Below are 26,755 nucleotides of genomic sequence, written 5' to 3'. Positions count from 1 at the left end.
CCGGCGCGCTCACGGAGTACCGTTATAGCGCGGGGCTTACGGCGAAGAAGCTAAATTTGAATGCTCTCTAAAGGCAACAGCAAGTTCCCTACGAGTCAAATTATTATCTTTGTCTCTAAAAAGATCTAGACCGATTACCCTGGGTTTATAGGTTTGTAGGATGCTCAGCATTGTGGCAAGTTTGCTATCCGGTATGGGAAAGCTTCCTACATAATTGATGTCATCTTCATCAATGCCCACAACCACCACTCGCTCTTCGGCGGCTTCAGTAGGTCGCATCTGTAGCAGTTGATCGAAAGCAAGCCACTCTTGAGATTGCAATAATCCTATTGCCCGTACAAGCATCACAAATGCGACAACTGAGAGTCCAGGGAGCGCAACTTCTCGCCAGAGTTTCAGTGTTTGCTGGGTTTTTTTCCAGAACTTGCCTTTAGTTGGAAGCGCAAACTTCATTAATTGATTAATCCGATTTTTCTGGCAGCCAGTTCGATTTGAATTCTTAGCTCTTTACCGGGTTCGTCATAGACCCCCAAAGAATCTTGTAGTCTAATCCAGTAGTTCCGCACTGTGCGATCGCTCACGTTCATTTTTTGAGCGATCGCTTTATCTGTCAAACCCTCTTGAAATTTTAGCGTCAGTACCTCGAGCCATTTGAGGTCAAATTCTGGGCGCGATCGCAGTTCTGACGATAAATAAATTGAGCCTCGCAGTGATAAGTCAACTAATCTTAACATTTCTTTAAAGGGTTGAGACTTATCCATAGCGGCAAAGCCACCTTCATAGGCATTAATCATCGGTTTGAGCCGCACCAATGGTCTGACATTCGTACTCAGCACTACCAAATTGGGGGCGAGACGGCTTGACATCAAAGTTTTAAGCAGTTGTATGCCGACTTCAGTTTCCGCAGGGGCATAAGGCTTTTCTGGCAGACAGGCGAATCTGTTTTTCCTCAATCCCAATGGCATTATTTTTGGTTCCAATGCTCGCTTAGATATTGGCGGTTCGTTTTTTGCTAGTACGGCAAGTCATCTCAAGTTTGCCGATGGCAGTATCTTCAGTGCAACCAATCCTCAAGCGCCGCCACTGCTGACGATAAATCTCACTCCAGGGATACAGTGGGGCACGAGTACACCAGGAGCTACGATTACTAATCTGGGAAATCTAGCAGCAGGAGAAGACTTGACGCTAGTAGCAGATAAACTAGACTTGCAGGGACAGCTACAGGCGGGAAAAGATTTAACGCTCTTAGCACAGGATACTGTAAAAGTGCGCGACAGGGTGACAAGTGGGTTTGTTGCTCAATCAGCGGGTAATCTCACTGTTGAAGGGAATGGTGGGATCGACATCAGAGCGCTGTCTCCAACTTCTGTGCCGTTGGTAAGTGGGGGCAATCTAACTTTAGTCAGCGATGGGGTGATTTCTCTTGATGCTCGTGTCAGCAGTGGTGGGAATTTTTCTATTGGCAGTGTATCGGGGAAAGTAGCAAATTTGGTAAGCAAATATGACCCGATTATCAGTGCAAATGGAGATGTGGATGTGGCAGCCTCTTATACGGGACCATCGCTGTTAGTCGAAGCGAAGGGTAATATTCGCTTCCAGGGTGATATTAACATCACTTCACCTGATACAGGCGAGTTGCCACCAGGACCAGATACCTCCAGACTCAGTACGAGTTCGGCATTAATTATGCGATCAGGGCAGAGTACTCTGACTCAAGTCGATGTTAATTCTGGCAATGTACCTGTCTCTGGAACTGGAAATGTACCACCTGGAATTACCCTAGGTGGAAATGTTATCTTACAACCGTTTAATGGGGCAGGAGGAACAGTCACGCTATCAGCGGCATCCGGAGATGTGAGCACCCAAAGGATTACTACTAATGGTGGCGCGATTGATATTAACAGTGCTGGGTCAATAACCACTAATGGAAAAACCCTGAACACTAGAAATGGCTTGGACGATCTGAATGCGTACTTGAATTCCTTTGATCGTAATACTAGTAAATATACGTACACGGGTTCTGGTCTAGCAGCGGCAAATGGAGGCAATATTAGCCTGTTTGCCGCCAACGGTAACATTAACACTGGCGATTTGTTCTCTTACTCGTTCTCGGCTTCTAATACAGCAGCTCAGGGAGGCGCAATTACCCTGAGTGTCGCCAACGGCAACATCAACACTGGCTATTTGAACGCCTCCTCTTTTTCTGATTCGAGCAGTGCGGGAAATGGAGGCTCAATCACCCTAAGTGCCTACAAGGACATTATGACGGGAGAGCTGACCTCTCGGTTTAGTGCTGGCAATGGTGCTGGCAATGCAGGTAACATCACTGTAAACAGCGCAACAGGAGCTTTTGTTCCTCGTGGTTTTATACGCGCTGATGCCAGAGTAAAGAATTATGGCACTGGAGTGAATGCTGGCGATATAAATATTCAAGCTATGTCTGTTTTATTACAAGATGCAGAAATGTTCGCCAATGTTGGTGCGGTAAGAAGTGGACCTGGTATGCAAAAAACAGGTGATGCGGGTGATATCAATATCACAGCTAACTCGCTTAAAATTATCAACTATACATTCAGAACTGCTATGGAGAGTTTCGGGGAGGGGAAGTCAGGAAATATAAATATAAATGTCCAAGGTCCGATGGAAATGTATGGAAAACCTTTCAATGGTAATAACAATGATTTTCATTATACAGGTATTGTTAGTTACCTTAGACCAGACAACAATAGGACAGTAAGAGGTCAGGGAGGCAATATTACTATTAACGCTGGCTCTCTGTCTCTAAACCTAGGTGTAGAAATTGGTACAGGCGTCGGGAACAACTTTTCTTCTTCACAAGCGCAGGGGAATGGTGGAAACATATCAATCAATGTTAAAGATGCCCTCTCCTTGAACCAGAGCTTTATCAGCAGCAGGATTTTTGGCAATGGTACTGGTGATGGGGGAAACATTGATATCCAGGCAGGTTCCATTTCTTTGTATCAGTCAGTCATTTCTGCCAGCACGGAGGGAAAGGGAAATGCAGGTAGAGTTTCGGTGCAGGCAGCTGATTCAATTTCCGTTGTTGATAGTGACATCTCTACTGCCGTGCAACCAAGGGCGGCAGGCAAGGGTGGTGATATTAATTTGTCGGCGCGATCGCTCTTTTTAACTGACGGCGGTCAAATTAATGCAGTCACGTCAGGGCAAGGAAACGCAGGGAATATCCTTATCAATGCAACCGATAGAGTCAGTGTTTCTGGGACGAATATGACAGTTGCTCCCGATAAGTTTTTCCAAACTATCCTACAGCGTAGTGCTTTTGAAACTGCTCCGCAATTCGTAGATGGAGTTTCTAGCGGGATATTTAGTAGTACTAATTCTGCTGGAATTGGCGGTAACATAACAGTTAATACAAATGCCTTGAGTATTTCTGACGGTGCAGTTGTGGATGCTCGAACGACTCTAAGTGGTTCAGGGGGAGCAATCACAGTCAATACAAATACGTTCGATGCAACATCAGGTGGGCAGTTAACTGCTAACACATCTGGTACAGGGAAGGCGGGTAGTATCACCCTAAATGCAACCGACACGGCAACGATCTCTGGTAGCGATCCAACTTACTCGCAAAGGCTTGCTCAATTCGGTTCCCAAAGCGATATTTACGGCAAACTCAAAGTAGGCAATATTGGCGCTGCCAGTGGAATAACAGTCGGCAGTACTGAGTTGGGAAGTGCGGGCAACTTGGAAGTACAGGCTGGATCTATGCATCTGGATAATGGGGCAAAAATCAGTGCTGACACCACAGGTGGTGGGGGGAATATTAATGTGCTTACACGTGACTTGTTGTTACTACGCCGAGGCAGCAGCATTACTACTAACGCTACAGGAAAAGCAACTGGTGGTAATATCACCATCAATACCAACAACCTAGTCGCCGTTCCCAAAGAAAACAGTGACATCAGTGCCAATGCGACTGAAAGCTTTGGTGGTCGAGTAATTGTCAATGCGGATGGTATTTTTGGCACCCAGTTTCGCGAGCAACCGACCCTATTAAGTGATATTACGGCTAGCTCCGCCCAAGGTTCTCAATTCAATGGCACCGTCACCCTTAACACACTTGATATCGACCCCAGCCAAAGCTTAGCAGAGCTGCCCACAAACCTCATCGATTCTTCTGGGCTAATTGCCAATAGTTGCATTGGACGCAGTAACCAAACATCTGGGAAATTCATTATCACGGGGAATGGAGGTTTGCCAGTGATGCCAGACGATCCCCTTGTTGCATCTTATCAAACTTATCAGCTACCAACTGTCCACAGTGCGAGTGTCTCAACGCTACAAGAAAACCCTCAGGATTTAGAAGATACTACTACCAGCAAACCTAACAATTCTTCTACATCTGCACCAATTGTTGAAGCTAACGGATGGATCTACAGTCCGAATGGCGACGTGATTCTTACAGCAGATGCACCTACTGTTGCTCCCAATAGTTCAAAATTTCAACTTCCTACTTGTTTGGGTTCTTAAATGAGTTCATCAACTAGTAGAAAAAGAGCTAATCAGCCAAAAAATAGGGTGAACAATGACTCACCCTGCTCATGAACTTATTAGCTCTTTTGTAAAAGAATTTTGTGGGAAATTGGTTCAATTCTTATTAGCTTACAGATGGTGGGTTGAACTGACGAATTAATTCATGCCAAGTACTAGTGCCAACAACTCCATCGCTTGTCAAATTATTTCTACGTTGAAACTCTGTCACTATTCCTTTAGTTGTGTCTCCAAATGAACCGTCTACTGATACACTGAAACGTAAATATCTCAGTAGTTTTTGCACTAAAATAACAGCATCACCAGAGTCTCCTTTTTGAATCTGTGGTAGAGCCTTTACAGCTTGAGCTTGAACATCAATATTTTGAGCTGACATGATGAAAATCCTCTTGATAGTTTTTCGGGCGTACACATGGATATAAGTTTGATTGTGTGTATTAAGCCCTGAGTGACATAACTACAATACTGTTACTAAAGCTAGGAATGCTACGTTACTTTAGGAAAAGTGCTTTCCAATTTTGGAAAACCAATTTCCTGACTTGACGATGTGTGTCTCATCAAATCTATCTATAGTAAAACAGTGCAATGAATGAAGGCGAACATTTAAGACTTCAGTGTTGCAAAGACTTCATTTACTAGCCTAAAAAATTCATTTATCTATAAGGATAAGTGAACCATCCAATAACATTTGATGAAGGAGAATAATCTAATGACAGCATCAACACAAGGAGCAAAAGATAAAGAGCTTCAGGCTTTTAGGAATAGCCAATACGATTATTGGGATGCCCGTGTCTTAGCAGATTACTGGGGACAGTCGGAAGAGGAAGCAAAGGCTCGAATTGGTAGAAAGATTCTTTGGGGTAAAAAAGATGTTGCCATCCTTGAACAGTTTCTTGTAGATGCTAGGGTAAAAGCTCTAGAATCGGCACAACCAGCCCCAAATCCAAGTTCTTACAAACTATTTAGAGAGTCAGAATTTAGGGAATATGAGGATGTGGAAGCGCTAGCAAAATTTTGGGGTGATCCATCACCTATGGATGCAAAACTACGCATTGAGCGCAACCTAATTTTGGGTAATGATGAGCTTCTTAAAGAAGCACTACGATATGCTCGCTCCTAATTTCTGAAGCAAGAATTGCTGTTATGATGCGTGCGTTATGATTGCACACATCAAATAACATTTACGTAATTTTTAAGTCTTTTTTATGATGACTCATCCCTCTACAAACAAATTTGGTGTAGAGTTTACAGACCAATTGGATACAGTTATGCCTTCTTTGAACTGGAAAATTGGCTTTGAAATTGAACTGATGGCACCATTAGGATTGAGCCGACAGGACTTAGCAGAGTTAATAGCTTCAGTTAGTAATGGCTTAGTACGTCGTGTTTTTCACCCACAATCGGAGTTTAGCCAGGTTCCAGGAACTCCTTTGTTCCACAATCTCACTTTGGGGTTTGAAGTTCTCAATCAACAGGGAAGTTTGATTGCTCGCTGTGTGGATGATCTCACTTTAGTGGAAGACTTAGACAAAACTCAACAACCGAAGCCAGGATGGTATCGAATTGTTAGCGATGATACCAGACTTCTGCAACTTATAACCGGCCAAGCTGACCCCGGTGACCCTCTAACCAAAGTGCTCAAGCCGATTGCTAGTTTATTTGCTACCCATCTTGAAGAAGGACCAGGGGGAATGGTACGTGTTGCTGATTCAGAGGTTTCCAAAATTGGAAAGCACTTTTCCTAAAATAACGTCGTGTCCTTAGCTTGAGTCAAAGTATTGTACTTATATCACCAAGCAGGCTTAGCACACATAATCAAATCTATGTCAATGCGTAAGCTATATTTTCTACTCAATTTGATGAAAAAAGGAGAAAATTATGTCTACTCAAGCTCGACCTCTTTTACGTTCTGGTAGCAAAGGCGATGCTGTAAAAGCTGTGCAAGAACGTTTAAACTTTCTTGGTTACGGTCCTTTGGTAGCGGACGGAATATTCGGGTCAAAAACTGAAGCGGCTGTTAAACTATTCCAAAAAGATAAAGGTTTGACTGTGGATGGAATTGTGGGAAATTTCACCTGGGATACTTTATTTGCATTTGATAATCATTAACACGAATGCCACTACTAGAGTCCTTAGTCACCTTGGGGCTGTAGTAGCAGAGCAGATTTAAAAAGATTAATTAGAGCAGACGGCAACTAAAGTTGCCACGCATTCATCCCATGCCGGCATGACGGATGTGTACGACAAGAGTCGGTCACATCCTCATGGGCTTTCTGCTTTCATTGCTGTAATTTTTAAAGACTTCTAACAAGTCTTTACCTAAACTACAGCTACTAGTATCATCGAATAACTCTCTAAATCAGAGTACAAAAACAACTCAAGCTAAACTCACTATGAATTAGGTGAAAGAATTTGATGGAGAGCGTAATCAGTTAGTTGCAAGATGGATTAAAAGCTAGCAACTTTAAATACTTAGAAAGAATGAAAAATGATTTTGTTAGTAGGATAGACATTTTTGAAAAACAATGTAGAGACGCGCTGTTTGAAGCGTCTCTATAAGTCTATGTAGTTTTAGCATTGAAATTAATTAATGGAGTAATTTTGATGATTCATCACATTTCTATTGCCGCTCAAAACCCGCTTAACGTTGCTAGTGTACTGGCAGAAATTTGGAACGGTAAGGTCTTTCATTTTCCAAATCCCGGTAGTTATGCTGTGTTTGTCTTTGATGAATATGGCACTGGAATTGAAGTGTTTCCTTTAGGATCTGTGTGCGTTCCCGGTTCCGATACAGAACCAAGCAAGATTATCCAAACCTCCAGTTCGCCTAATTTTGTGGCAACTCATGCTGCAATTTCTGTTCCTGCTAGCCAGCAGCAGATTGAGCAAATTGGTGAGCGTGAGGGTTGGCAAGTTGCGCTTTGTGACCGTGGGGCATTCAAAGTAATAGAGTTTTGGGTGGAGAACTGGCTAATGTTGGAGTTTTTGCCCCCTGAACTTGCCACTCAGTACTTGCAGTCCATCCAACCTCGCATCGTGGAACAGGTACTTGGTCAGCCAATCTAAATGACGCAAGTTTAGAGCAGGTGTATTAGTAGCGATCGCTAAAATACAAATTTTGCAATTAATAAGGATAATCTTATGACCGAATACGATTATATTGTGATTGGTGCAGGTTCAGCGGGCTGTGTTGTCGCCAACCGCCTTACAGAAGACGGTAAAACAACCGTATTATTACTCGAAGCAGGCAATCCGCCTAACTTACCAGAGCATCAAGTTCCTGTAGACTGGGTAAAACTATGGGGTACAGAAGTAGACTGGGCATATTTTACAGAAGAAGAACCGTACTTAAATAACCGCAAAATCTATTGTGCGCGAGGGAAAGTCCTTGGTGGGACCAGTTCAATCAACGCCATGATTTATATTCGAGGTAATCGGCATGATTATGACCACTGGCAAGAGTTAGGCAATCCTGGTTGGAGTTACCAAGATGTGTTGCCATACTTCAAGAAATCTGAAAACCAGCAGCATAGCGCATCCCAATTTCACGGGGTCGATGGAGCGCTGAGTGTCACAGATCCTTTAGTACCTGCGGTAACATCATATCGATTTGTAGAAGCAGCAGTTGCACTTGGTTATGAGCGCAATCCTGATTTTAATGGCTCACAACAGGAGGGAGCCGGACTTTATCAGTTGACTATTAAAGATGGTAAGCGGCACAGTACAGCAGCAGCGTTTTTACTACCTATTTTGGATCGCCCCAACTTAACAGTTTCTACTGGTGCGTTAGTCACTCGGTTGTTGTTTGAGGGAACACGCACTATTGGAGTGGAATATCTGCACGAAGGAACGATACACCAAACCTTTGTAAATCATGAAGTAATTTTAAGTGCTGGCGCATTTGATTCGCCCAAGCTGCTGATGCTCTCGGGAATTGGCAATGCAGAACATCTGCGATCGCTAGGCATTCCCGTAGTTGTTGATTTGCCTGGTGTCGGTCAAAACCTTCAAGATCACCTTGCTGTCCCAGTGGCACACCAAGCGACTCAGGATCTGCAACCTGCCCTAACCAGCAATATCGCCGAAGCTGGATTGTTCTTGCATACTGAAGGTCGTTTAGATGCTGCGCCAGATTTACAGTTTCACTCTGGTCCTGTTTTGTGGGCACCTCCTGCCTATGCCCGTGAAGGTCCAGGATTCGCAGCTACAGCCTGTCTGACTAATCCCCAAAGCCGTGGTAGTCTCACCCTACGTTCTGCTTCACCCCATGAGGGGATTGTCGGTCCATTTACTTGGGGCGGCATCATCGGAGATTAATTAGCACATTCACTTTGACACTCCCCACCCTGCCTGTTGGCTGAGGGTGGGGATTCTACATTCTACGTCAGCACTTGCTCAACCAGGCTTGCGCCCTTCGGGTATCTCCTTCGGAGACGCTACGCGTTGGCGGAGCCTGCGCTTTGCGCTTACGCAGTCGCCTAGGTCGGGCTAACCCTCCTGCAGCGCTGTCTCACCAAGAAGAGTAGAGGTTCCAACTCCTGTAGCGTTACTTCGGAATTGCCCAACACTCACGCTTGTCGTGCAAGATTTAGAATATTTATTGAAGATTGTACATTAACAGTATCACTGTCAGATAATTTTGGTTTGTCTGTGACTTTCAATGGAACCATTGTTAATAATGGTAATGAAATATTTGTCATCCAAACTGATGAATTTTCAGTAGTTACTGGTAATGGGAAAAAGGTATCTGGGAATTGAGAGTAATAATTTCTTTTTTTGATTTTTGTGATTGAGTTTTAATGGTAACTAGGAAAGAAAACATAGTCAGTTTAACCACCCGTAATTTTGCCCTAATACTTATTATATTGCCAGCGTAAATATCTACGTCAAATATTTGATAAAGTTTGGCGATTTTCCTGTATTGATGAGATGAACAAGCTTCAGCGAGGAGTCAGCGTTTTCCACGCTTTCTGCCCTTAAAAGCCAAAACTAGCAGAATTAAAATTAAGTAAATAAATCAATTAGGAGTAGCTCTGTACCTATTGATTCATGGCTTTAGCATGTACTCCATAATTGACTTTCCAAAATTGGAAAACCAATTTCCTGAATTAACGATGTATACTCAATCAAATTTATCTATTGTAAAAGAGTGCAATGTTAATAACGCACGCAACCATATTTTTATTCGCAAAAAACAAGGCAAAATATGAAACTTTACTACCGTGGTCTTAGCTATGAATTGGACTCCTCACACGCTGCAAATAAGAAAACAGAAAAACCATTTCAATCAGTTCGTCCGATTGGATCGCCTTATAACCTCATTTACCGTGGAGTGACTTATCATGTTAATCCCAATGTCAATTTAGATGAAGTGTCTGCTCCATTAGTCACTAATAAATTGGTCTATAGGGGAATTGTCTATACCGTAAATAAAACTACAGTAGGTGATATTTGCGTAGGTTCTCAACCTATTAGCATATAGGAATTAGCGATCGCTTGACTACCTAAATTTTTTTGGTTCACTCCTAATTTAGATTAAGCAAATGAATTCACAACAGAAGAATATGACAGCATTCGCAAAACAGCAAACGTATGATCTGTTTGCACCAGAAACTCTGCTCAATCCCTATCCACTCTACAAACAAATGCGTGAAGAAGACCCAGTTCATTATAGTGAGTCTCTTGGTTACTGGGTTTTGACACGTTATAGAGATGTTGAAGCAGCTTTACGGGAGGAGCGTTTGAGTGCAGACCGCACAGCGTTGTTTATCAATCAGTTAGGAAATTTGGATGTCAACTTAATCCAGAATTTTATTCGGGTGAACTCAAAAACGATGATTGAGAAAGATCCACCCGACCACACCCGACTGCGGAAGTTAGCCAATCAGGGATTTACAACTCGTGCGATAGAAAGCTGGCGATCTATTATTCAGAACACTACCGATCGCTTGTTGGATAACGTTCAAAATTATGGTTGCATGGATGTTGTCTCCGATTTCTCGGTAATATTACCAGGACTCATTATTGCTGAGATATTTGGCGTGCCAGAAACCGATAGAGCAAACCTGATCGAATGGGCAATCGATATGGGCACATTTTGGGGTGCGCCGGGCAGTTCAAATATTGAGGAATATGCACGCAAGGCAGACAAGGCAGCTGCACAGTTTTCTGAACTCATTAAGCAACTGATTTCAGAACGGCGACGGCAACCTGGAACAGACATGATTAGCCTACTGACCATCGCCTACTCTGAGCAGGGCTTTAATCTTGAGGAACTCCCATCTCAATGCATCATGATTTTAAATGCAGCTCACTTGACCACCGCAGACTTGATTCCCAATGGGGTGAATGCACTGTTGCGTCATCCGGATCAACTGCAAAAACTGCAAGAAAATCCAGCTTTGATCAATTCCGCTGTGGAAGAAATGATTCGTTTCGATACCCCCGCTCCTTTTGTCTTTCGGATTGCTAAACAAGACCTAACGATTGGCAGTAAGGACATCCCAGCGGGTAGCATCATCGCACTAGGGCTTGGGGCGGCAAATCATGATCCCCAGAAGTTTGACTCACCGTCCGTTTTCAATATTATGCGATCGCCCAACGAACATCTTGGGTTTGCTCCAGGCATTCACTTTTGTTTGGGAGTCGTTTTAGCTCGTATGGAGTTAACTATTTGTTTCACCACATTACTTAGAAAATTGCCGAATCTTAGGTTTGATCCGAGTAAGCAAGCTATTCCCAGACATACCAGCCTAGTCTTCAAGGGGTTCGATTCGCTTCCCGTAAAGTTCTAGCAAAGGCTTAAGTGAGAGGCGATCGCCCTAAGAGGTTTTAGCTGTATGAACGAAATTCATCCCACACCTCACACGAAGTGGAGTGTGGGATGAATTTTGGGGCAATGACGAATTGACCCCCGACCTATGTTGACCGTCGGTCAACGCGGGAGTGGGGTCGATGAGGAGTTGCCTTAGCTCCCACCGGGTGAAGGCACGGAGCGTAAGCGCAAAGCGTGCCGCAGGCTTACGCTCCGCGTGTCCGTTCGGCGTTCGCGTAGCGTGCGCTCTGCGCTCAGCCGTGCCGCACCGCGAGGGACTCAGCGGAGTGAAGAATCTTAGATGCTGAGTCCCTTTGGGACACGCGGAGCACATGAAGGAGCCTGCGCTTTGCGCTTACGCTTCACGCTTAGTTCCGCACCCTGCGGGAAGCCCTTCGGGTTCGTCAGTCGCTCATGGGGGAAACCCCCAAGACCGCGCTGACTCACCGCAAAGCGTCTACAGCATGACAAATAACGCCACGAATTTATGAAATGCAGTACTAAGTGCAAATTAAATGTCAGTAGATCACAAACTTTTTCCAACAGGGCGATCGCCTATTGGTGAAGGGGCGAATTCATTTTCAAGGTATCATGCTGATGTTCTCGACCTATCCAGAAAACTTTCCGCTCGATGCAGTGAAGGCACAGGTGATTGCAGAGTTTTGTCAGGAGGGGCGAGTTTCATAACCGAGATTTTACTTAGTCTGAAAAATATTTTGTACCATTTTTTTATCCACACTCATAGCCGCTTTATCCAACTCGCTAATCTCGCTAGAATCTAAGTGCCAACCCAAAGCGCCAATATTCTCCTTTGCCTGTTCCACGCTTTTTGCTCCAGGGATGGGGATCGTTTCTTTACAGATACACCAGTTGATTGCTACTTGGGACATCGTCTTGTTTCTTGATTGGGCAACTTCTTGTAAACATGACAACAGCGATCGCACTCCTGGTAATATCTGCCTAAACAGCAAACCTCGCATGCCTTTTGGAAAACGACCATCTGAGTACTTTCCTGTCAATAGCCCCAATGCCAAAGGGCTGTAAGCAATAAGTTTTATCCCAAGCTGATCACAAACGTCTTTTAGTCCTAATGTCGTAACAGGATAGGTGGACAGCAGAGAGTACTGAACTTGCAAAGTAGCGATTGGAACTCCTCGCTCAACAAATTTTTGATGCACCTGTTTGAGTCGTTTCGGTCCGTAATTGGATAAGCCCACTCCCTTAACGAGTCCTTGCTGGTATAAATCTGCAAGACCATCCAAAAGCGCTCCCTCTTGCCAAGGAGCATAGTTTGCTGTAGACCAATGCATCTGTACCAAATCCACGTTTCTTCCCAAGCGCTTAGCAGACGCCTTGCAAGCAGACACCATTGAGGAGCGTGTCAATCTCCACGGATAAGCAGCAAGCTTGGTGGCAATGCAAATATTTTCTTTACCCGAACCAAGATATTCCCTAGAGAACCGCCCCAAGAGTCGCTCACTTTGCCCATTCAATCTCCCAGTTCCGTAAGAATCACCCGTGTCAAATAAAGTCACACCGTTGCTCACACAAAGGTTAAAAACGCCTTGCAACTGGTCATCCATGCTTTCATCGTATCCCCAAAGCAGTCGGTTTCCCCATGCCCAAGTTCCGCAGCCCATAGTTGGGAGGTAGAGTTTTTGGCTCATTTGCATATTTACTCTTTGTAGATTCCCACAATCTTTACAGATACTTTTTAAAAGTTCATCTCTTTCCACGAGATACCCCGTGTTCAGCGAAGCAACACGGGGAGGGATAGTGGGCTAAATTTGACCCCTCAATGGGGTTAAATTTAGCAATCTCTGTGTTGACAGCACGACTAATCCCGTGCTTCGCTGTATCAACCGGACTTTTTTAGCTGTGAATTGTCCTAAACGTTTCCAAGATGTATCACTTACCGAAACTTGTTTTTCGGTGTCACCGCTTACCCAACCACGGTAAGTCTTCGTACCTTGGGTTGCCTCAACGTAGTCGCCCTTTCTAAAACCGTGACGGGTAACACTACCACCATATTTACGGCGCACTCCACCCTTGGCAGGAACCATAAGATGGAGTTGACGACGCGAAACAGGAGGACGTTTGACAATCACAAACTGAGATGGGGTTATAGCTGATTGACCTTTCCAACCCATGCTGTTAGCTGAAGTTACCCCATACTTTACCCAGTAACTGGCAGCAATTGTGACACCATCCACAGCATGAGTCTGTGGAGTTTGCCGTGATTTGTCTTGCTTGTCTTTGGGTAATTTCAGATGCTTGCGTAAATTAGAGGTTTCCCACCCTTGCACTGTTGATGGCTTGATATCCAATTGGTTTTCAATTTGTTCGAGTAACCATAACTGACCAACCATAACAGGACTAAACCCCTTGTCACCCCGTGCCATAACACGTTCAACAATGATGCCTTGAACCGGATAAAGCTTGGTTAACTCAGCCAGTATTCGTAGCTCAAGACTCTTGTTAGCACGGATGCTAGGAGGAACTTTCTTCTGTTTGCGATTATCAAACCGAGCTCTGCGATGAGCACGCTGACTGTAAGGTAATTTGCGATTAATACGTCGTCCTCTACGCCCACGTCGCATTATTGCTCTTTGCTCCATCCGGTCTTTAACCGTTTTGAATGGCAAAACAACGTGCAACATGAGTAGCGTGAACTTGGAAGACTGAACGCCAACGCCAGAGTAGAGCTTACCGGGATCTAATCCGATGACGATAGGTTGAGTTTTTGTATCGCTCGGCTCAACGGTTAACTGCACGTAGAACACACCTAATTTTGACCAGCCGGGAATTGCTTTTCCTTCTTTAAGCCAACGCCTAGAACGACTAGGAGTCGTGGGCATTAATGGCTTACCATTTTGTGAAACTACTGGTACACGCATTTAAGATAATCCTATGCGTCAGAGTTGATGTCCCCTCGCCCACCTAATCCAGAATGACTTGCCTTTCGCAACGCCTTAATAAGAAGGCTTACAGAGAATCCGCACTGGGGAAGTATGCGGGTGTGTGTATCAGAATTAGGCTCAACGGGCTAGTCAAACACGCAAGACTTATTTCTTGCAAGCCCCATCCCTCTTCAGGGTGGGGTTATTGACTATCAGGCAATTCAGTACAAGAATATCAGGTTTCATAATATGACTTATTAGCGATCGCTATTTAGCAAAAAAAGTGTACTTGGCACTACTAACCTAGAAGCTGCGTCAACTATTCCTAGTGTACTAAGTCTGCTTCACTTTCAAAGGATGCAAGGATTTGATGCGCCGCATTGAATAAACAACTACCAACAAACCAAGTCTCTAATAAGCATAAATACTTTTAGACTATATGATGACTAGATTCCATCACAAAAGCATACGATGGCGCGCGTGGGTAGCTGATACATCATTTAAGGCTATGAAATTACGTTTCATTCCTCAAGGTTGGCGGCGATCGCTCAAGAGTCTTTTTCCACTCCTGGTTCTGATATCGTTCGTTACAGTACTGTTAGTCGATAGCCTCACCCCCGCGTTCGTCGAAGACGGGCGCTTCAGCGCCATCGCACAGCTACCCCGTCAAGAAATTCGCGGGGTTTGGATGACAAATAATGATTTTGACATCCTCAAGGATCGAGCTAAAGTGCAGGATGCTGTGACTCAATTGAGGCGGCTGAACTTCAACACAATCTACCCTGTGGTGTGGAATTCTGGATATGTGATGTATCCCAGCGCCGTGGCAAAGAATGCTGGTATCCAACCGTTTGTCTTGCGAGGCTCTGATGGACGTGATATTCTTGCAGACCTGATTACCCAAGCACATCGCCAAGGCTTGCTTGTGATTCCCTGGTTTGAATTTGGCTTCATGGCTCCCCCGACATCAGAACTTGCCTTGAATCATCCAGAGTGGCTTACACAAAAGCGCGATGGCGGCGAAACTTCGATTAGCGCTGCTGGTGAGGTTGTATGGCTCAATCCCTTCGATCCAAAAGTGCAGCAGTTTATCAGCAATCTCGTGCTGGAAATTGTCACGCAATATGATGTCGATGGCATTCAGTTTGACGATCACATGAGTTTGCCTCACGAATTTGGCTACGATAAATATACGGTTGCCTTGTATACTCAGGAAACCAAGAATAATCCCCCGACTGATCCCCAAGATCCCGCATGGATGCGCTGGCGGGCAGATAAAATCACGGCGTTCATGGTACAACTCAATCAAGCAGTGAAAGCGAGAAAACCCAATGCGATTTTCTCCATTTCTCCCAATTACTATGACTTTGCTTACAAGTTTCAACTCCAAGACTGGCTCACTTGGATGCGGCTGAATATTGTGGATGAACTCATTGTGCAAATTTATCGTCCCAATCTGCAAAGTTTTATCGCCAATATTTCCCGTGCAGAAATTCAAGAAGCGCAACAAATGATTCCCACTGGAGTTGGTGTTATGGCAGGGTTACGAACTAACCGAGTTTCAATGCAACAAATTCAGTCCCAGGTGCGGGCTGCCCAACAACGAGGCTTGGGCGTAGCCTTCTTTTACTACGAAAGCCTCTGGAACTCTGCTCCAGAGCCAGTTGCACAGCGGCAAGCTGGATTTCAAAGTTTGTTTCCCGCTTTCGTGGCTCGCGCTAGACCGAGAATTGAATCACCTTTGGACGCGCGTGTACAAGAATAGCGGCTTGTCGTTAGCGATTGTTGCCCAACACCATACAACACTGAAATTGTATTAGTAGTTAGTGCGTAGCCAGGTATTTGCTGATAGTTGCCAGGCGTTAAACGCTCAAGGAGGGTGTTAGAGCTAAAGTTCTCGTACTATCAGCAAGGAGAACGCGATCGCAGAGGTTAAACAGTTCTACCTCGGTCTGCGCCTGTCGCATCAGGCGCAGGAAATGACCTTCAGCGTCAACACTGAGGGCAATGTAGTTGAGGAACATTTTGAGGTAGCCGAAGCGCGATTCTCCGTAGGAGACACTTCGTGAACGCATTGGCATAGTTGCCGCTGTGGGGGTTTGCCATAAACGATCAATATAGCTGCGTACCTCTACTAAAGGAACGGGCGTGATCGGCTCGGAGCGCAAAGCCTGCCGAATTTGATTAAAAAGCCAAGGATTGGCGATCGCCCAGCGTCCCACCATCACACCCGCCGCACCCGTTTGAGAAAGCACTTCAAGTGCTGTTGTCGCAGAGTGGATATTGCCATTGGCAAGCACTGGACAATGCACCCGTTTGACCAGAAAGAAAAAGGTACAAGCCCCCAACTTCGTTATGGAAAAAGAAAAAATGTATTTCATCGAGTAGGCGCAAGAAATACGGCGTCCGCTGACTCAAGCCCCCAACTTATGGTATGGGGTTCTTACTTTTGACTTTTGACTTTTGACTTTTGACTTCCCCGAAGGGGCTGACCGCTTCAGCAATCGAATCATATTTCACTGCCCCGTGGTACCTAAAATTGCAACTACAACACCGACAGGACTTACGCAAAATATTTTTGTCATACTGAGCGAAACGAAGTGTAGCGTTCGCCGAACGCGAGTGCGTGCGCTTTGCGCTCAGCGTGTCCCGAAGGGACTCAGTATCGAGCGAGATTCTTCACTACGCTTGCGCTCCGTATGCCTTCGGCACGCTACGCGAACAGAATGACAGTTTTTCGTCAAAATGCGTAAGTCCTAACCGATTGAGTAATCAAATAGAAGTAGAGGCAAATTCAGTAGTGTTAGTCAAATTTTTTGCAAGGACATGAAGATTATGAACAACGGGTGTGCGACGAAGGTCAAATAAGTTTTTACGAGAACCGACAACGGACCTGCTCCCCTTGCCAATGACCAATATCAGATAAAGAATGCTCAACACAAACACGTTCAAAGGAGTTTGGCACGACCAATTGGGGTTAATTGACGTTCTCGTAATTCGTAGTGTTTTATGTAGTGTTTTATAGATACATCATCACCCAATTGACATGAGGTCACCCTACACGATACTCATGAATTCAATGGCTATGGTTAAGTTTCTTACAATGCAAAGTTTTTTTAATTTTCGTTTTCATTAGCACAAGGAGCGATAGACATGGATGCCAGCTTGATCATATCCAATATTCTCAACCCACCAATCCTGTTTTTCTTTTTGGGGATGACAGCCGTTTTTGTCAAGTCTGATTTGGAAATTCCTGCACCTGTACCCAAACTCCTGTCGCTTTATCTGCTGTTGGCGATTGGGTTTAAGGGAGGAGTTGAACTAATCAAAAGTGGAATCACTCAGGAAGTGGTTCTGACGCTCTTGGCAGCTATGTTGATGGCGTGTTTTGTCCCAATTTACACCTTTTTTATCCTCAAACTAAGGCTGGATACTTATGATGCTGCTGCGATCGCCGCAACCTATGGTTCTATCAGTGCTGTCACGTTCATCACAGCTAGTGCTTTTTTAACTCAGCTTGGCATTGCTTTTGATGGCTACATGGTCGCAGCCCTTGCCCTGATGGAATCTCCAGCTATCATTGTTGGTCTGATCCTGGTAAATTTGTTTACTGTTGACCAAGGCAAACCACGGGAAACTGCCTGGTCTGAAGTTTTGCAAGAGGCGTTTCTAAACAGTTCAGTCTTTCTCCTGGTTGGTAGCCTCGTGATTGGCGTCTTGACGGGAGAACGCGGTTGGAAGGTTTTGGAACCCTTTACTCAGGGGATGTTTTATGGCGTTCTCACCTTCTTTTTACTCGACATGGGACTGGTTGCTGCCCAAAGAATTAAAGACTTGCAAAAAACCGGATTTTTCCTGATTTCATTTGCGATACTAATTCCAATACTCAATGCAACCATTGGGTTATTGATTGCCAGATTTATTGGTATGTCTCAGGGAAATGCCCTGTTGTTCGCTGTGCTGTGTGCTAGTGCCTCTTACATCGCTGTCCCAGCAGCTATCCGGATGACTGTTCCGGAAGCGAATCCCAGCCTGTATGTTTCTACTGCTCTGGCAGTGACATTCCCATTCAATATTATTGTGGGAATTCCGCTTTATCTGTACGGGATTAACCTGTTGTGGAGATAATAATATGCACTTAGTTAAAAAGATAGAAATTATTGCCAACTCCTTTGAGCTTGGCAAAATTTTAGATGGTTTGGATAAGTCAGGTGTAAACGGTCATATTGTGATCCGAAATGTTGCTGGTAAAGGATTATCTGGCACGAGGGAAGATTTAGACATGACGATGCTTGATAATGTTTATGTGATTGCATTCTGTATGCCTGAGCAAATCAAGCCTGTTGTGGAAAAGATCAAACCTTTGCTTAATAAGTTTGGAGGTACCTGTTACATTTCGGATGTTATGGAAGTTCGTTCTGTAAGATGTGTCGCGTCGATGTAAGAGAATCATGAACGCAATGAAGTATTTCATGGAACGTCGTAACTTCTTGAAGTTGGGAGTCACGGGGGCATTTGGTTTGGTGGTCGCTGCGAGTGATCTGCTGTGGCAGGTTGAACAGGTTAAAGCCGCCGAATTGTCCCCGCTCCCTCCTCAATCCCTCAGTCCCGATGCCGCATTGCAAAAGCTGATGGAGGGAAATCAGCGGTTTGCTGAGCATCACCCTGAATATCCTGATCAATCTCAGGCTCGGTTGCAGGAAGTTGCTCAAGCTCAACATCCATTTGTAACCATCCTGAGTTGTGCAGATTCACGAGTGCCCGCAGAAATTATTTTTGATCAGGGCATCGGAGATATCTTTGATGTTCGGATTGCCGGAAATATTGTCATCCCTGAAGCATTGGGTAGTATTGAATATGCGGTTGTCTTGTTGGGTACTCCTGTGGTCATGGTGCTTGGTCATGAACGATGCGGGGCAGTTACCGCCGCTGTACAAAACGAAGCCCTACTCGGTGATATTAGTAGCTTTGTTAAGGCAATTAAACCAGCTGTGGAACGAGTCAAGGATCAGTCGGGGGACGCAGTTGAAAACGCTGTGGTAGCAAATGTGCAGTATCAAATTGAACGATTGAAGCGATCGCCACTCTTAACTGAGCGGTTGCAGTCTGGCAAATTGAAAATCGTGGGAGGTCGTTATGACTTGGATACAGGAAGGGTGACTATTATTACCTAATTTGGAGGTAACAACATCTTAGTGAGCTTGATTGACAACATCCCAAGCCAAACGTTGAATTCTTGCAGCATCTGTTTTCCTCAAACTCTCTAACCTAATTCTGTTTCCTTCTTGCGGAGTACCAAATTGAGTGCTGTAGATGCGATCGCTCAAGCCTACAGGACTCTTTTGGTAAAATTTTGCATAGAATACACACGCTGCTACATATGAGCCAATCGGACTCGGATGGCTTTGATCTGAATAGTAAAGGTTTAATTTTGGATTCTCCTCCTGAACTTTTTGCCAAGCGAGCCCGACAGGTGCAACCTCAGCTTTCAGTTCTCTGGCAATCCTCATGTAGGAATCAGTAAGTATCTGTTGCGTTTGGGGTCGATTTTGCCTTGCCCAACTTAGGTAGAAAATTGTTCGGGCGTTAACTCGCTTGATCTCGGCATCAAACAAACGCACATACTCATACATCACCGACCGATCGGTAATGGGTAAAGTACTCTGTTCTTGCAGCACTACGTAGTCCCATCGCTCATTCTGAATTTGCTTAAGTGCGTCACCGCGCTCCCAATGACTTTTCAGCGTAGCTCCAGCAACTGTAACCATATCACTTTCCAGCGTTCTGGTTTCTCCCGCCGAGACGGACAACTGTTGCGTCAACCACGGAAGGTCATTGACATAGGTATAACTGTTACCAATAAATAAAACCCTGAGTGGCTGCTGATCCAATACTCTCACAGCATCTGCATCAACCTGTTTTCCCATGATCCCCATGCAAGCAACCAGCGAAAATAGAATTAACCCAATCCGACATCCTATCCTTCTTTTTTTCATGACTGCTTTAATTTTTGTAACATACTGGCTTACTTAGATTGACACTGCAAACACTAAACTTTTAGCAATTGAGGCAGAGAATCTAACGAGCAAGGTTGTAGCGATTTTCTTAGAAGTCTGGGGTTCGCTGTAGCACTGTAGGCAACCACCCTTCCATTGCCCGGTTAGCTAAACGTTAATTCACTTGATATTTTAGAGTCATAATCTTAAACATGATAATCAAGGATGTACACCTCTCCCCTCTACGAAACAGATTTCTATGCTTGGACTCAACAGCAGGTTACTCTGCTCAAAGCTCAGCAGTGGGATCGACTAGATACAGTCAACCTGATTGAAGAAATCGAAACTTTGGGAAGAAAAGAGCGGCAAGAGTTGCGAAATCGATTAGGAGTATTGTTAGGACACCTATTGAAATGGCAATTTCAACCTGAGAAACGCAATAATAGTTGGTTGAGTACGATTCGAGAGCAACGTGTTCAGATTAAGCTGCTTTTACAAGATAGTCCCAGTTTGAAACTCTATCTAGATGAAGTTTTTCTTGCTGCTTATGAGTTGGGCTTAGCTTTGGCGATTCGAGAGACTCAATTCGGTGAACAGCTTTTTCCAGAAATATGCCCCTACACTCCAGAACAAACCATGAACCCTGAATTTATGGCATCTTAGGAATACCTTTGTATGAAGGAAACATGGATTTCTGAACGCCGCACTATTCAACTACGCGGGTTAACTATTGATCGACATATCTCAGCACCGAACGAACTTGACTTTCCCGGATGCAATCATCATCTGCTTTGTCTTCTGTTAAGTGATGGTAATCAACAAAAACTGACTCGCATCGGTGAACAAGAATCTGAAAAACCTCAAACCAAAGGAGATTTCTGGATTTGCCCTGCCGAGGTGTCGGGGGTTTGGGCATGGGATAGTACCGATGAATCGCTGATGTTTGTGATTGATCCACTCTTTTTGAATCAAACGGCACAAGAAGTTGCTCTTTTGAATGAAAACAAGGTTGAGTTACTTAGTACAGTCAGTGCCTATGATCCACAGATTCAAGCGATCGCTCGTCTGTTTCTAACAGAATTTGATTCGGATAGCATCGGTGGACAACTTTATATCGAATCGCTGACACAGGTGTTTATCATTCACTTACTGCGACAATACTGTGCGTTTCAGCCGAAAAAGCTACACGATGTAGGAGGGTTGTCTAACAATCGACTCGAGCAAGTGCTAGACTACATCCACACCTATTTAGACCGACCGCTTCATTTAAATGAACTAGCAGAAATTTCAGGCATCAGTCAATATCATTTTTGCCGATTATTTAAGCAATCAATGGGTGTAGCACCTTATCAATACGTGCTTCAGCAACGAATGGAAAAAGCTAAAGAACTATTGCAACAAAGGAAATATGCGATCGCAGAAATCGCTCTACTCGTTGGTTTTGCGGATCAAAGTCGCTTCACAAGGCACTTTAGAAAATATGTCGGAGTTACACCCAGGATGTTTTTAAGAGGAAGGTAGGTACCTGGGCAAAATTAATTTCACACTTTCCTGTAACTGAATTAGAACAACAAGCTCAAGGTAGGGTGGGCATTGCTCTTATCTTCACCCAACAGACACCAAAATTTTTTGGCAATGCCCACCTTAGTAGCACTGTGCGATACGAATCCCGATAGCAAGAATAGCTCAAGGTAGGGTGGGCATTGCTCTTATCTTCACCCAACAGACACCAAAATTTTTTGGCAATGCCCACCTTACAGATAAGATACGAATCCCGATAGCAAGAATGGTCTAAATCATGATTCGATCCAGCAAGAAAAGTCTATCGTTTATCCAGTAGCGCATTGTATCTTCATCTGTGGGTTCTACGCCTAATAATTCCCTTATCCGTAAACGTAATACTTCACAGGGTTAAGGTTCTACCAACGAATTTATGAGAAGAATCAGTCGTATCTTGCTTTCTGTTGTTCTCGTCAGCACTGCTGTAGTTTCCGTAGCGGTAGATTGGAATGTGACTCACCTTTTCAATCCCGAATGGCATCCTCATGCTAAATTCCATGATGCCGTGATGCTGTGGTTGCTTAGTGGAATGAGTATTATGGCACTGTGGTTGCTATGGCGGCGATCGCTAGAACCGGATATCGGTTATACCGTTGCAATGTTAGTGCCTGTTATCTTTTGGTCAGCCTTTTTCTTTGTAACGCTAGTGATTCCTGGAACCAGTTTGCAAGCCGATCTTAAAGAAGCTCCCCCAATAATAGCAGGCATTCCGATCTACCCCAACGTCGTGATTGCAACAATCAGCGTCATTTTGGCATTAGTTGGTTATGGCTTGTACCGCGCCTCGTCGGAAGCGAACCGTCTATGAAACTGATTTCGATTGCCAACTTTGCATTACTCATCACTTTCCTGCCTAGTCAGCCAGTTCTTGCTCATATCGGACATGGTAGCTTCCTCACCCAAAATCTGGCTCGCATGACTCTATCCCCAACATTAATGTTAAGTGGGATCGGTGTCGCCCTGATTGCTGGAGCCGGACACGCCCTCTCACCCGGACATGGGAAAACGATGGTAGCCGCGTATCTCGTCGGTTCGCGGGGGACTCCTCAACAGGCAGTCGTGCTGGGTTTGGTGACAACGCTTACTCACACGATCAGCGTTTTCGCACTAGGCATTGTAGCTTTGTTGTTATCTCAGTATATTTTACCAGAACAACTATATCCAATATTAAGTTTCTTGAGCGGATTGATGGTTTGTGGTGTTGGTTTTTGGTTACTTGATCGACATCTCAATCCTGCACCCAAACATCATCACCATGCTCACCATCATCACCATACTCACGATCATCACCATACTCACAATGATTGTTCTAATCATATGCACTATCCCTCTGATTCTCAAATTACGTTACAATCTCTTTTAACTTTGGGAATCGCAGGTGGTTTAGTTCCGTGCCCGTCAGCTCTGGTATTGTTGTTGAGCGCGATCGCTCTTCATCAAACAGTATACGGCTTGCTATTAGTGTGTGCGTTTAGTTTTGGATTAGCAGTCGTATTAGTGAGCGTTGGTTTAGCGGTTATCTATGCTCAGCACTGGCTGAAGCGTTTTTCATGGGTTCAACCCTTGCAGCACTACACTCCCAAGATCAGTGCGATCGCGGTGATTGTTGTAGGAAGTGTACTCATGGCTTGTGCTGTTATTTAAGGTTAAGTATGAACAATACTTGTTAAATTTCTTTATGAAGATACTATAGCGTTTCTCGTTTGCATAAAGTAGATTTTTTTACCTCACCCCCAACCCCTCTCCTTGCTAAGGAGAGGGGAGCGTTTGCGTCAGCAAATGCGGGGTGAGGTAACGACTGTAGTGCACTAAAGTGAGAACTGCCATAGTTATTGATCTCCAAATGAGTGGATGATATTCAACCATCGTGATTTTTGTCTGGCATAGGCGTCTGCCGAACGGGGCAGTGGCAAAGCCAATCGCACACCGTTTACATAAAAAAACTGAGAATATTCTACCCACCAAAGAAATGCCCCCAAAAACCCTTCTTTTTATTCCTAATAATCTCTAAGTTTTTACGAAACAGAGCGTTAGTAGGTTCGAGGTGAACAGCTATTTCCAGTTCTGCGATCGCTTCATCTAGTTTGCCTTGATTGGGATTAGACAGCGCTAACCCCAGGTTAAAGTGAGCATATGCATAATTTGGGTCGATTTGTAATGCTTTTTGGTAAGAGGCGATCGCCTGATCGAGTTTGCCTTGAGCGGACAGCGCATTCCCCAGGTTATTGTAAGCATATGCAAAATTTGGGTCGATTTGCAACGCTTTACGGTAAGAGGCGATCGCCTGATCGAGTTTGCCTTGAGCGGACAGCGCTAACCCCAGGTTATTGTGAACACATGCATAACACGAAGTTGTCTTAGATCGTATTATTTGCTCGAAAGCCAGTCCAGTAGGGAGCTTGATTCCAAACAATCCTATTATTTGCTCGAAAGCCAGTCCAGTAGGGAGCTTGATTCCAAACAATTCTATCTTTGGCAACTTCGTATAATTTGGGTCTATTTGCAACGCTTTTTGGTAAGAGGCGATCGCTTCATCTAGTTTGCCTTGCATGTACAGCGCCCACCCCAGGCTATTGTAAGCATTTGCAAAGTTTGGGTCGATTTGCAAGGCTTTTTGGTTACAGGCGATCGCCTGATCGAGTTTGCCTTGAGCGGACAGCGCATTCCCCAGGTTATGGTGAGCAGGTGCACAATTTGGGTCGATTTGCAACGCTTTTTGGTAAGAGGCGATCGCTTCCTCTAGCTTGCGTTGATCCAACAGCGCATTCCCCAGGTTATTGTGAGTACCTGCATTATTTGGGTCGATTTGCAACGCTTTTTGGTAAGAGGCGATCGCTTCATCTAATTTGCCTTGCTCGGACAGCGCATTCCCCAGGGTAAAGTGAGCATTTGCATAATTTGGGTCGATTTGCAACGCTTTTTGGTAAGAGGCGATCGCTTCTTCGAGTTTGCCTTGCTCGGACAGCGCAACCCCCAGGTTATTGTGAGCGTCTGCATAATTTGGGTCGATTTGCAACGCTTTTTGGTAAGAGGCGATCGCTTCATCTAATTTGCCTTGCTCGGACAGCGCATTCCCCAGGGTAAAGTGAGCATTTGCATAATTTGGGTCGATTTGCAACGCTTTTTGGTAAGAGGCGATCGCCTATTTACCAGTTACCAGTTACCAGTTACCAGTTATTCACTGTTCACTGTTTTAATGCAATATGTTGCCAATAATCACCGTATTGAATCAACAATTGTTGCTAAAGTTCCTACTCAAGATAGTAGTCATTGAGATCCAAATCGGTGGATGATGTTTAACCATCGCGATTTTTGTCTGGCAAAGGCGATCGCGCGGAGCGCAGTGCCCTCGTGCCCAATCGCCCAAGGCTTCGCGGCTCGACTGAGCTCACGCCGAAGTCCGAACGGGGCAGTGGCAAAGGCGATCGCAAACCTATAAGTTGGACTCCGACTAATTTCTGATCATGGCAGTTTATGAAAATCGAGAAGCGTTCATTCCCTACCGTCGCACCGATATTATCAAACTTTGCCTGCAAGATGGTCAGCTAAGTGCCGCCGATGCTGAAAAGTTTCAAGATTTCTGTCAAATCCTATCTGCGTATTACCACTTTCGCTTTCACAAGACGCTGGAAATTATCAAAGACAACTACGTACCCTTCAATCCTAATGCAGATGTTCAACCACTCACTCAACCAACCTTCGACCAATATGACGAGATGGAGTCAAAAGTGGTTGATGCATTTCAGCATATTTTAGAAAGAGCTAATTACATTCTTTTGCCTGAATCGATTGTACAACGAGCATTGGGAAAGAAATCTCTGATTGATTTGAAAACTCAGGTTGATTTCGATGATTTTGAGCGTTTCTGTTGCTATTACCAAGGCGATATTAACAAGAAAATTTCGCTGAAAAAGTTCTTCTTTTGGCAGGAGGAAAAGACGATTAATATTTTGGAACGAATTGTTTTACTCATTAAGTTCAAAGAAGCGGCTTACTTTCGTGCCAAAAAAGTCAAGATAGACGAACTGAACTTTACTCCTGGTAAAATGTATGTTTACTTCTACAAGAATATTCCAAAACTAGATATTGACTTGCTCTTTCCGAATGTTGTCACGAGTATGACTTGGAAAGATCGACTGTTATTTGGAATTCCTGCCATTGGGGCTGCAATTCCCCTGGTCTTAAAAGCATTGCCAAATCTGTTATTGCTCATAGCTGCAATTTCGTTAGTGTTCAATGCACCATTGCTAGTCGAATCGCTAGATCTAGAAGAGCATAAGGTGCGAGATGTGATGCCGATTCTAGTGGCAACGCTATCTTTAGGGATAGCACTGGGTGGATTTGCCTTCAAGCAATACACCAATTACAAAAACAAAAAAATCAAATTCCAAAAAGATGTTACCGACACGCTTTTCTTCAAGAATTTAGCTAACAATGCCAGCGTCTTTCAAATGCTCATTGATATTGCAGAAGAAGAGGAGTGTAAGGAAATTATTCTAGTATATTACCATCTCCTGACCAGTCCGACTCCGCTGACTCCTAAACAGTTAGACTCTCGCATTGAAACTTGGATGGAAAGGAAGCTGGGTATTACGATTAACTTTGATATCCAAGGTCCCTTGAATAATCTGCAGGATATTCGCGGCAAAGTGATCACAAATGCTGAAGAAGCAGATATTGCCCCGGAAATGCCTTTATTAAGCTATGATAACCAGGGATTTTGCCATGTTCTCCCTTTGGAGGATGCCAGAGCAGTGATCGATTATGTTTGGGATAATGCCTTCCTCTTTAATGGGATAGCCTTATGAAAAATTCCTGATATAGCGCAACTCAATTGAATGAAGTAATTCTTTATCTGTGTCCATCTGTGTCCATCTGTGGTTCATTATTTCTTTCCATACCTTACAAGGGTTGCAAACCGCTATAAGTCCAAGTAAGCCAGATTAGAAGCTTTA

The 26,755-nt window shown here is 44.4% G+C and carries 25 protein-coding genes and 2 pseudogenes; 18 read left to right on the top strand and 9 right to left on the bottom strand.

Going from position 1 to position 26,755, the window contains the following annotated elements; translation table 11 throughout:
- Nucleotides 1-36: 36 nt before the first annotated feature.
- Both ACM0OZ_RS30985 and ACM0OZ_RS30980 read right to left on the bottom strand, forming a co-directional pair.
- The gene (locus ACM0OZ_RS30985; RefSeq protein ID WP_414586669.1) at nt 37-453 is read right to left on the bottom strand and encodes a CHASE2 domain-containing protein; all 417 of its coding nucleotides are present in this window, start codon (nt 451-453) and stop codon (nt 37-39) included.
- A complete protein-coding gene (locus ACM0OZ_RS30980; RefSeq protein WP_414586668.1) occupies nt 453-965 on the bottom strand; it encodes a DNA-binding response regulator in 513 nt (170 codons plus the stop codon). Before ACM0OZ_RS30980 ends, ACM0OZ_RS30985 begins: the two co-directional genes overlap by 1 nt.
- Between ACM0OZ_RS30980 and ACM0OZ_RS30975 the strand changes: the two genes are divergently transcribed.
- A complete protein-coding gene (locus ACM0OZ_RS30975; RefSeq protein ID WP_414586671.1) occupies nt 940-4,509 on the top strand; it encodes a beta strand repeat-containing protein in 3,570 nt (1,189 codons plus the stop codon). The genes ACM0OZ_RS30980 and ACM0OZ_RS30975 overlap by 26 nt on opposite strands.
- A gap of 127 nt (nt 4,510-4,636) precedes the next feature.
- On the opposite strand, the gene ACM0OZ_RS30970 is transcribed toward ACM0OZ_RS30975, so the two are convergent.
- Nucleotides 4,637-4,906, bottom strand: a complete 270-nt coding sequence (locus ACM0OZ_RS30970) for a peptidoglycan-binding domain-containing protein (RefSeq protein WP_414586667.1) — start codon at nt 4,904-4,906, stop codon at nt 4,637-4,639.
- Nucleotides 4,907-5,239: 333 nt separating this feature from the next.
- Here ACM0OZ_RS30970 and ACM0OZ_RS30965 point away from each other — a divergent pair, with 333 nt between their 5' ends.
- From ACM0OZ_RS30965 to ACM0OZ_RS30935, 7 genes are all read left to right on the top strand, one after another.
- Nucleotides 5,240-5,650 (top strand): hypothetical protein, encoded by a 411-nt coding sequence (locus ACM0OZ_RS30965; RefSeq protein ID WP_414586666.1) that lies wholly within the window; start codon nt 5,240-5,242, stop codon nt 5,648-5,650.
- A gap of 85 nt (nt 5,651-5,735) precedes the next feature.
- Nucleotides 5,736-6,275 carry an amidoligase family protein gene (locus ACM0OZ_RS30960; protein WP_414586665.1) on the top strand — a complete coding sequence of 180 codons (540 nt, stop codon included), beginning with the start codon at nt 5,736-5,738 and terminating at the stop codon, nt 6,273-6,275.
- 133 nt (nt 6,276-6,408) lie between these two features.
- On the top strand, nt 6,409-6,639 hold the full coding sequence (locus tag ACM0OZ_RS30955) for a peptidoglycan-binding domain-containing protein (protein ID WP_414586664.1): 231 nt from the start codon (nt 6,409-6,411) through the stop codon (nt 6,637-6,639).
- Between the two features lie 495 nt (nt 6,640-7,134).
- Nucleotides 7,135-7,596, top strand: a complete 462-nt coding sequence (locus tag ACM0OZ_RS30950) for a hypothetical protein (RefSeq protein ID WP_414586663.1) — start codon at nt 7,135-7,137, stop codon at nt 7,594-7,596.
- 75 nt (nt 7,597-7,671) lie between these two features.
- The gene (locus ACM0OZ_RS30945) at nt 7,672-8,847 is read left to right on the top strand and encodes a GMC family oxidoreductase (protein ID WP_414586662.1); all 1,176 of its coding nucleotides are present in this window, start codon (nt 7,672-7,674) and stop codon (nt 8,845-8,847) included.
- An 889-nt stretch (nt 8,848-9,736) separates the two neighbouring features.
- A complete protein-coding gene (locus ACM0OZ_RS30940; protein ID WP_414586661.1) occupies nt 9,737-10,012 on the top strand; it encodes a DUF4278 domain-containing protein in 276 nt (91 codons plus the stop codon).
- A gap of 82 nt (nt 10,013-10,094) precedes the next feature.
- Nucleotides 10,095-11,324: a cytochrome P450 gene (locus ACM0OZ_RS30935; protein WP_414586660.1), complete on the top strand. Its 1,230-nt coding sequence runs from the start codon at nt 10,095-10,097 to the stop codon at nt 11,322-11,324.
- Between the two features lie 715 nt (nt 11,325-12,039).
- On the opposite strand, the gene ACM0OZ_RS30930 is transcribed toward ACM0OZ_RS30935, so the two are convergent.
- Nucleotides 12,040-13,017, bottom strand: coding sequence for an aldo/keto reductase (locus ACM0OZ_RS30930; protein ID WP_414586659.1), 978 nt, complete (start codon nt 13,015-13,017; stop codon nt 12,040-12,042).
- A gap of 108 nt (nt 13,018-13,125) precedes the next feature.
- A complete protein-coding gene (locus tag ACM0OZ_RS30925; protein ID WP_414586658.1) occupies nt 13,126-14,241 on the bottom strand; it encodes an RRXRR domain-containing protein in 1,116 nt (371 codons plus the stop codon).
- 511 nt (nt 14,242-14,752) lie between these two features.
- On the opposite strand from ACM0OZ_RS30925, the gene ACM0OZ_RS30920 reads away from it, so the two are divergent.
- Nucleotides 14,753-16,009, top strand: coding sequence for a glycoside hydrolase family 10 protein (locus ACM0OZ_RS30920; protein ID WP_414586657.1), 1,257 nt, complete (start codon nt 14,753-14,755; stop codon nt 16,007-16,009).
- Nucleotides 16,010-16,106: 97 nt separating this feature from the next.
- Here ACM0OZ_RS30920 and ACM0OZ_RS30915 read toward each other — a convergent pair.
- Nucleotides 16,107-16,565, bottom strand: a pseudogene (locus tag ACM0OZ_RS30915) (tRNA-dihydrouridine synthase); the annotation flags it as partial.
- 451 nt (nt 16,566-17,016) lie between these two features.
- A pseudogene (locus ACM0OZ_RS30910) lies at nt 17,017-17,303 on the bottom strand (hypothetical protein); the annotation flags it as partial.
- Between the two features lie 94 nt (nt 17,304-17,397).
- On the opposite strand from ACM0OZ_RS30910, the gene ACM0OZ_RS30905 reads away from it, so the two are divergent.
- Genes ACM0OZ_RS30905 through ACM0OZ_RS30895 form a run of 3 tightly spaced genes read left to right on the top strand, consistent with a single transcriptional unit; the run spans nt 17,398 to nt 19,418 of the window.
- Nucleotides 17,398-18,372 (top strand): sodium-dependent bicarbonate transport family permease, encoded by a 975-nt coding sequence (locus ACM0OZ_RS30905; RefSeq protein WP_414586656.1) that lies wholly within the window; start codon nt 17,398-17,400, stop codon nt 18,370-18,372.
- Between the two features lie 4 nt (nt 18,373-18,376).
- Nucleotides 18,377-18,688: a P-II family nitrogen regulator gene (locus ACM0OZ_RS30900; protein ID WP_414586655.1), complete on the top strand. Its 312-nt coding sequence runs from the start codon at nt 18,377-18,379 to the stop codon at nt 18,686-18,688.
- A 28-nt stretch (nt 18,689-18,716) separates the two neighbouring features.
- Entirely contained in the window at nt 18,717-19,418 is a 702-nt protein-coding gene (locus tag ACM0OZ_RS30895) for a carbonic anhydrase (RefSeq protein WP_414586654.1), read from the top strand.
- An 18-nt stretch (nt 19,419-19,436) separates the two neighbouring features.
- On the opposite strand, the gene ACM0OZ_RS30890 is transcribed toward ACM0OZ_RS30895, so the two are convergent.
- Complete coding sequence (locus ACM0OZ_RS30890) at nt 19,437-20,240, bottom strand: DUF4886 domain-containing protein (protein WP_414586653.1); 804 nt, start codon at nt 20,238-20,240, stop codon at nt 19,437-19,439.
- A 225-nt stretch (nt 20,241-20,465) separates the two neighbouring features.
- Here ACM0OZ_RS30890 and ACM0OZ_RS30885 point away from each other — a divergent pair, with 225 nt between their 5' ends.
- The 4 genes from ACM0OZ_RS30885 to ACM0OZ_RS30870 all read left to right on the top strand — a co-directional run bounded on the left by ACM0OZ_RS30885 (nt 20,466) and on the right by ACM0OZ_RS30870 (nt 23,444).
- A complete protein-coding gene (locus ACM0OZ_RS30885) occupies nt 20,466-20,903 on the top strand; it encodes a DUF29 domain-containing protein (RefSeq protein ID WP_414586652.1) in 438 nt (145 codons plus the stop codon).
- A gap of 12 nt (nt 20,904-20,915) precedes the next feature.
- Complete coding sequence (locus ACM0OZ_RS30880; RefSeq protein WP_414586651.1) at nt 20,916-21,761, top strand: helix-turn-helix domain-containing protein; 846 nt, start codon at nt 20,916-20,918, stop codon at nt 21,759-21,761.
- 412 nt (nt 21,762-22,173) lie between these two features.
- Nucleotides 22,174-22,608 carry a DUF6640 family protein gene (locus tag ACM0OZ_RS30875; RefSeq protein WP_414586650.1) on the top strand — a complete coding sequence of 145 codons (435 nt, stop codon included), beginning with the start codon at nt 22,174-22,176 and terminating at the stop codon, nt 22,606-22,608.
- Nucleotides 22,605-23,444 carry a nickel/cobalt transporter gene (locus tag ACM0OZ_RS30870; RefSeq protein WP_414586649.1) on the top strand — a complete coding sequence of 280 codons (840 nt, stop codon included), beginning with the start codon at nt 22,605-22,607 and terminating at the stop codon, nt 23,442-23,444. The genes ACM0OZ_RS30875 and ACM0OZ_RS30870 overlap by 4 nt, the downstream gene beginning before the upstream one ends.
- A gap of 310 nt (nt 23,445-23,754) precedes the next feature.
- On the opposite strand, the gene ACM0OZ_RS30865 is transcribed toward ACM0OZ_RS30870, so the two are convergent.
- Nucleotides 23,755-24,918, bottom strand: a complete 1,164-nt coding sequence (locus ACM0OZ_RS30865) for a tetratricopeptide repeat protein (protein WP_414586648.1) — start codon at nt 24,916-24,918, stop codon at nt 23,755-23,757.
- Here ACM0OZ_RS30865 and ACM0OZ_RS30860 point away from each other — a divergent pair.
- Both ACM0OZ_RS30860 and ACM0OZ_RS30855 read left to right on the top strand, forming a co-directional pair.
- Entirely contained in the window at nt 24,913-25,074 is a 162-nt protein-coding gene (locus tag ACM0OZ_RS30860; RefSeq protein ID WP_414586647.1) for a hypothetical protein, read from the top strand. The two genes, ACM0OZ_RS30865 and ACM0OZ_RS30860, sit on opposite strands and share 6 nt — an antisense overlap.
- A 190-nt stretch (nt 25,075-25,264) precedes the next feature.
- Nucleotides 25,265-26,608, top strand: coding sequence for a TMEM143 family protein (locus ACM0OZ_RS30855; protein ID WP_414586646.1), 1,344 nt, complete (start codon nt 25,265-25,267; stop codon nt 26,606-26,608).
- The last annotated feature ends 147 nt before the right edge of the window (nt 26,609-26,755 follow it).

Origin of the sequence: Scytonema sp. PCC 10023 (genome assembly GCF_963920835.1) — a bacterium.
Lineage (GTDB): Bacteria > Cyanobacteriota > Cyanobacteriia > Cyanobacteriales > Nostocaceae > Kalymmatonema.
This window is presented reverse-complemented; position numbering and strand designations above follow the sequence as displayed.

Bases quoted from the DNA above. Each gene is read 5' to 3' on its own strand.
- ACM0OZ_RS30960 (WP_414586665.1), top strand. From the start codon at position 5,736: ATGATGACTCATCCCTCTACAAACAAATTTGGTGTAGAGTTTACAGAC.
- ACM0OZ_RS30875 (WP_414586650.1), top strand. From the start codon at position 22,174: ATGAGAAGAATCAGTCGTATCTTGCTTTCTGTTGTTCTCGTCAGCACT.
- ACM0OZ_RS30920 (WP_414586657.1), top strand. From the start codon at position 14,753: ATGAAATTACGTTTCATTCCTCAAGGTTGGCGGCGATCGCTCAAGAGT.
- ACM0OZ_RS30925 (WP_414586658.1), bottom strand. From the start codon at position 14,241: ATGCGTGTACCAGTAGTTTCACAAAATGGTAAGCCATTAATGCCCACG.
- ACM0OZ_RS30965 (WP_414586666.1), top strand. From the start codon at position 5,240: ATGACAGCATCAACACAAGGAGCAAAAGATAAAGAGCTTCAGGCTTTT.
- ACM0OZ_RS30895 (WP_414586654.1), top strand. From the start codon at position 18,717: ATGGAACGTCGTAACTTCTTGAAGTTGGGAGTCACGGGGGCATTTGGT.
- ACM0OZ_RS30890 (WP_414586653.1), bottom strand. From the start codon at position 20,240: ATGAAAAAAAGAAGGATAGGATGTCGGATTGGGTTAATTCTATTTTCG.
- ACM0OZ_RS30855 (WP_414586646.1), top strand. From the start codon at position 25,265: ATGGCAGTTTATGAAAATCGAGAAGCGTTCATTCCCTACCGTCGCACC.
- ACM0OZ_RS30950 (WP_414586663.1), top strand. From the start codon at position 7,135: ATGATTCATCACATTTCTATTGCCGCTCAAAACCCGCTTAACGTTGCT.
- ACM0OZ_RS30980 (WP_414586668.1), bottom strand. From the start codon at position 965: ATGCCATTGGGATTGAGGAAAAACAGATTCGCCTGTCTGCCAGAAAAG.
- ACM0OZ_RS30935 (WP_414586660.1), top strand. From the start codon at position 10,095: ATGACAGCATTCGCAAAACAGCAAACGTATGATCTGTTTGCACCAGAA.
- ACM0OZ_RS30885 (WP_414586652.1), top strand. From the start codon at position 20,466: ATGTACACCTCTCCCCTCTACGAAACAGATTTCTATGCTTGGACTCAA.
- ACM0OZ_RS30880 (WP_414586651.1), top strand. From the start codon at position 20,916: ATGAAGGAAACATGGATTTCTGAACGCCGCACTATTCAACTACGCGGG.
- ACM0OZ_RS30985 (WP_414586669.1), bottom strand. From the start codon at position 453: ATGAAGTTTGCGCTTCCAACTAAAGGCAAGTTCTGGAAAAAAACCCAG.
- ACM0OZ_RS30930 (WP_414586659.1), bottom strand. From the start codon at position 13,017: ATGCAAATGAGCCAAAAACTCTACCTCCCAACTATGGGCTGCGGAACT.
- ACM0OZ_RS30870 (WP_414586649.1), top strand. From the start codon at position 22,605: ATGAAACTGATTTCGATTGCCAACTTTGCATTACTCATCACTTTCCTG.
- ACM0OZ_RS30900 (WP_414586655.1), top strand. From the start codon at position 18,377: ATGCACTTAGTTAAAAAGATAGAAATTATTGCCAACTCCTTTGAGCTT.
- ACM0OZ_RS30945 (WP_414586662.1), top strand. From the start codon at position 7,672: ATGACCGAATACGATTATATTGTGATTGGTGCAGGTTCAGCGGGCTGT.
- ACM0OZ_RS30905 (WP_414586656.1), top strand. From the start codon at position 17,398: ATGGATGCCAGCTTGATCATATCCAATATTCTCAACCCACCAATCCTG.
- ACM0OZ_RS30970 (WP_414586667.1), bottom strand. From the start codon at position 4,906: ATGTCAGCTCAAAATATTGATGTTCAAGCTCAAGCTGTAAAGGCTCTA.
- ACM0OZ_RS30955 (WP_414586664.1), top strand. From the start codon at position 6,409: ATGTCTACTCAAGCTCGACCTCTTTTACGTTCTGGTAGCAAAGGCGAT.
- ACM0OZ_RS30940 (WP_414586661.1), top strand. From the start codon at position 9,737: ATGAAACTTTACTACCGTGGTCTTAGCTATGAATTGGACTCCTCACAC.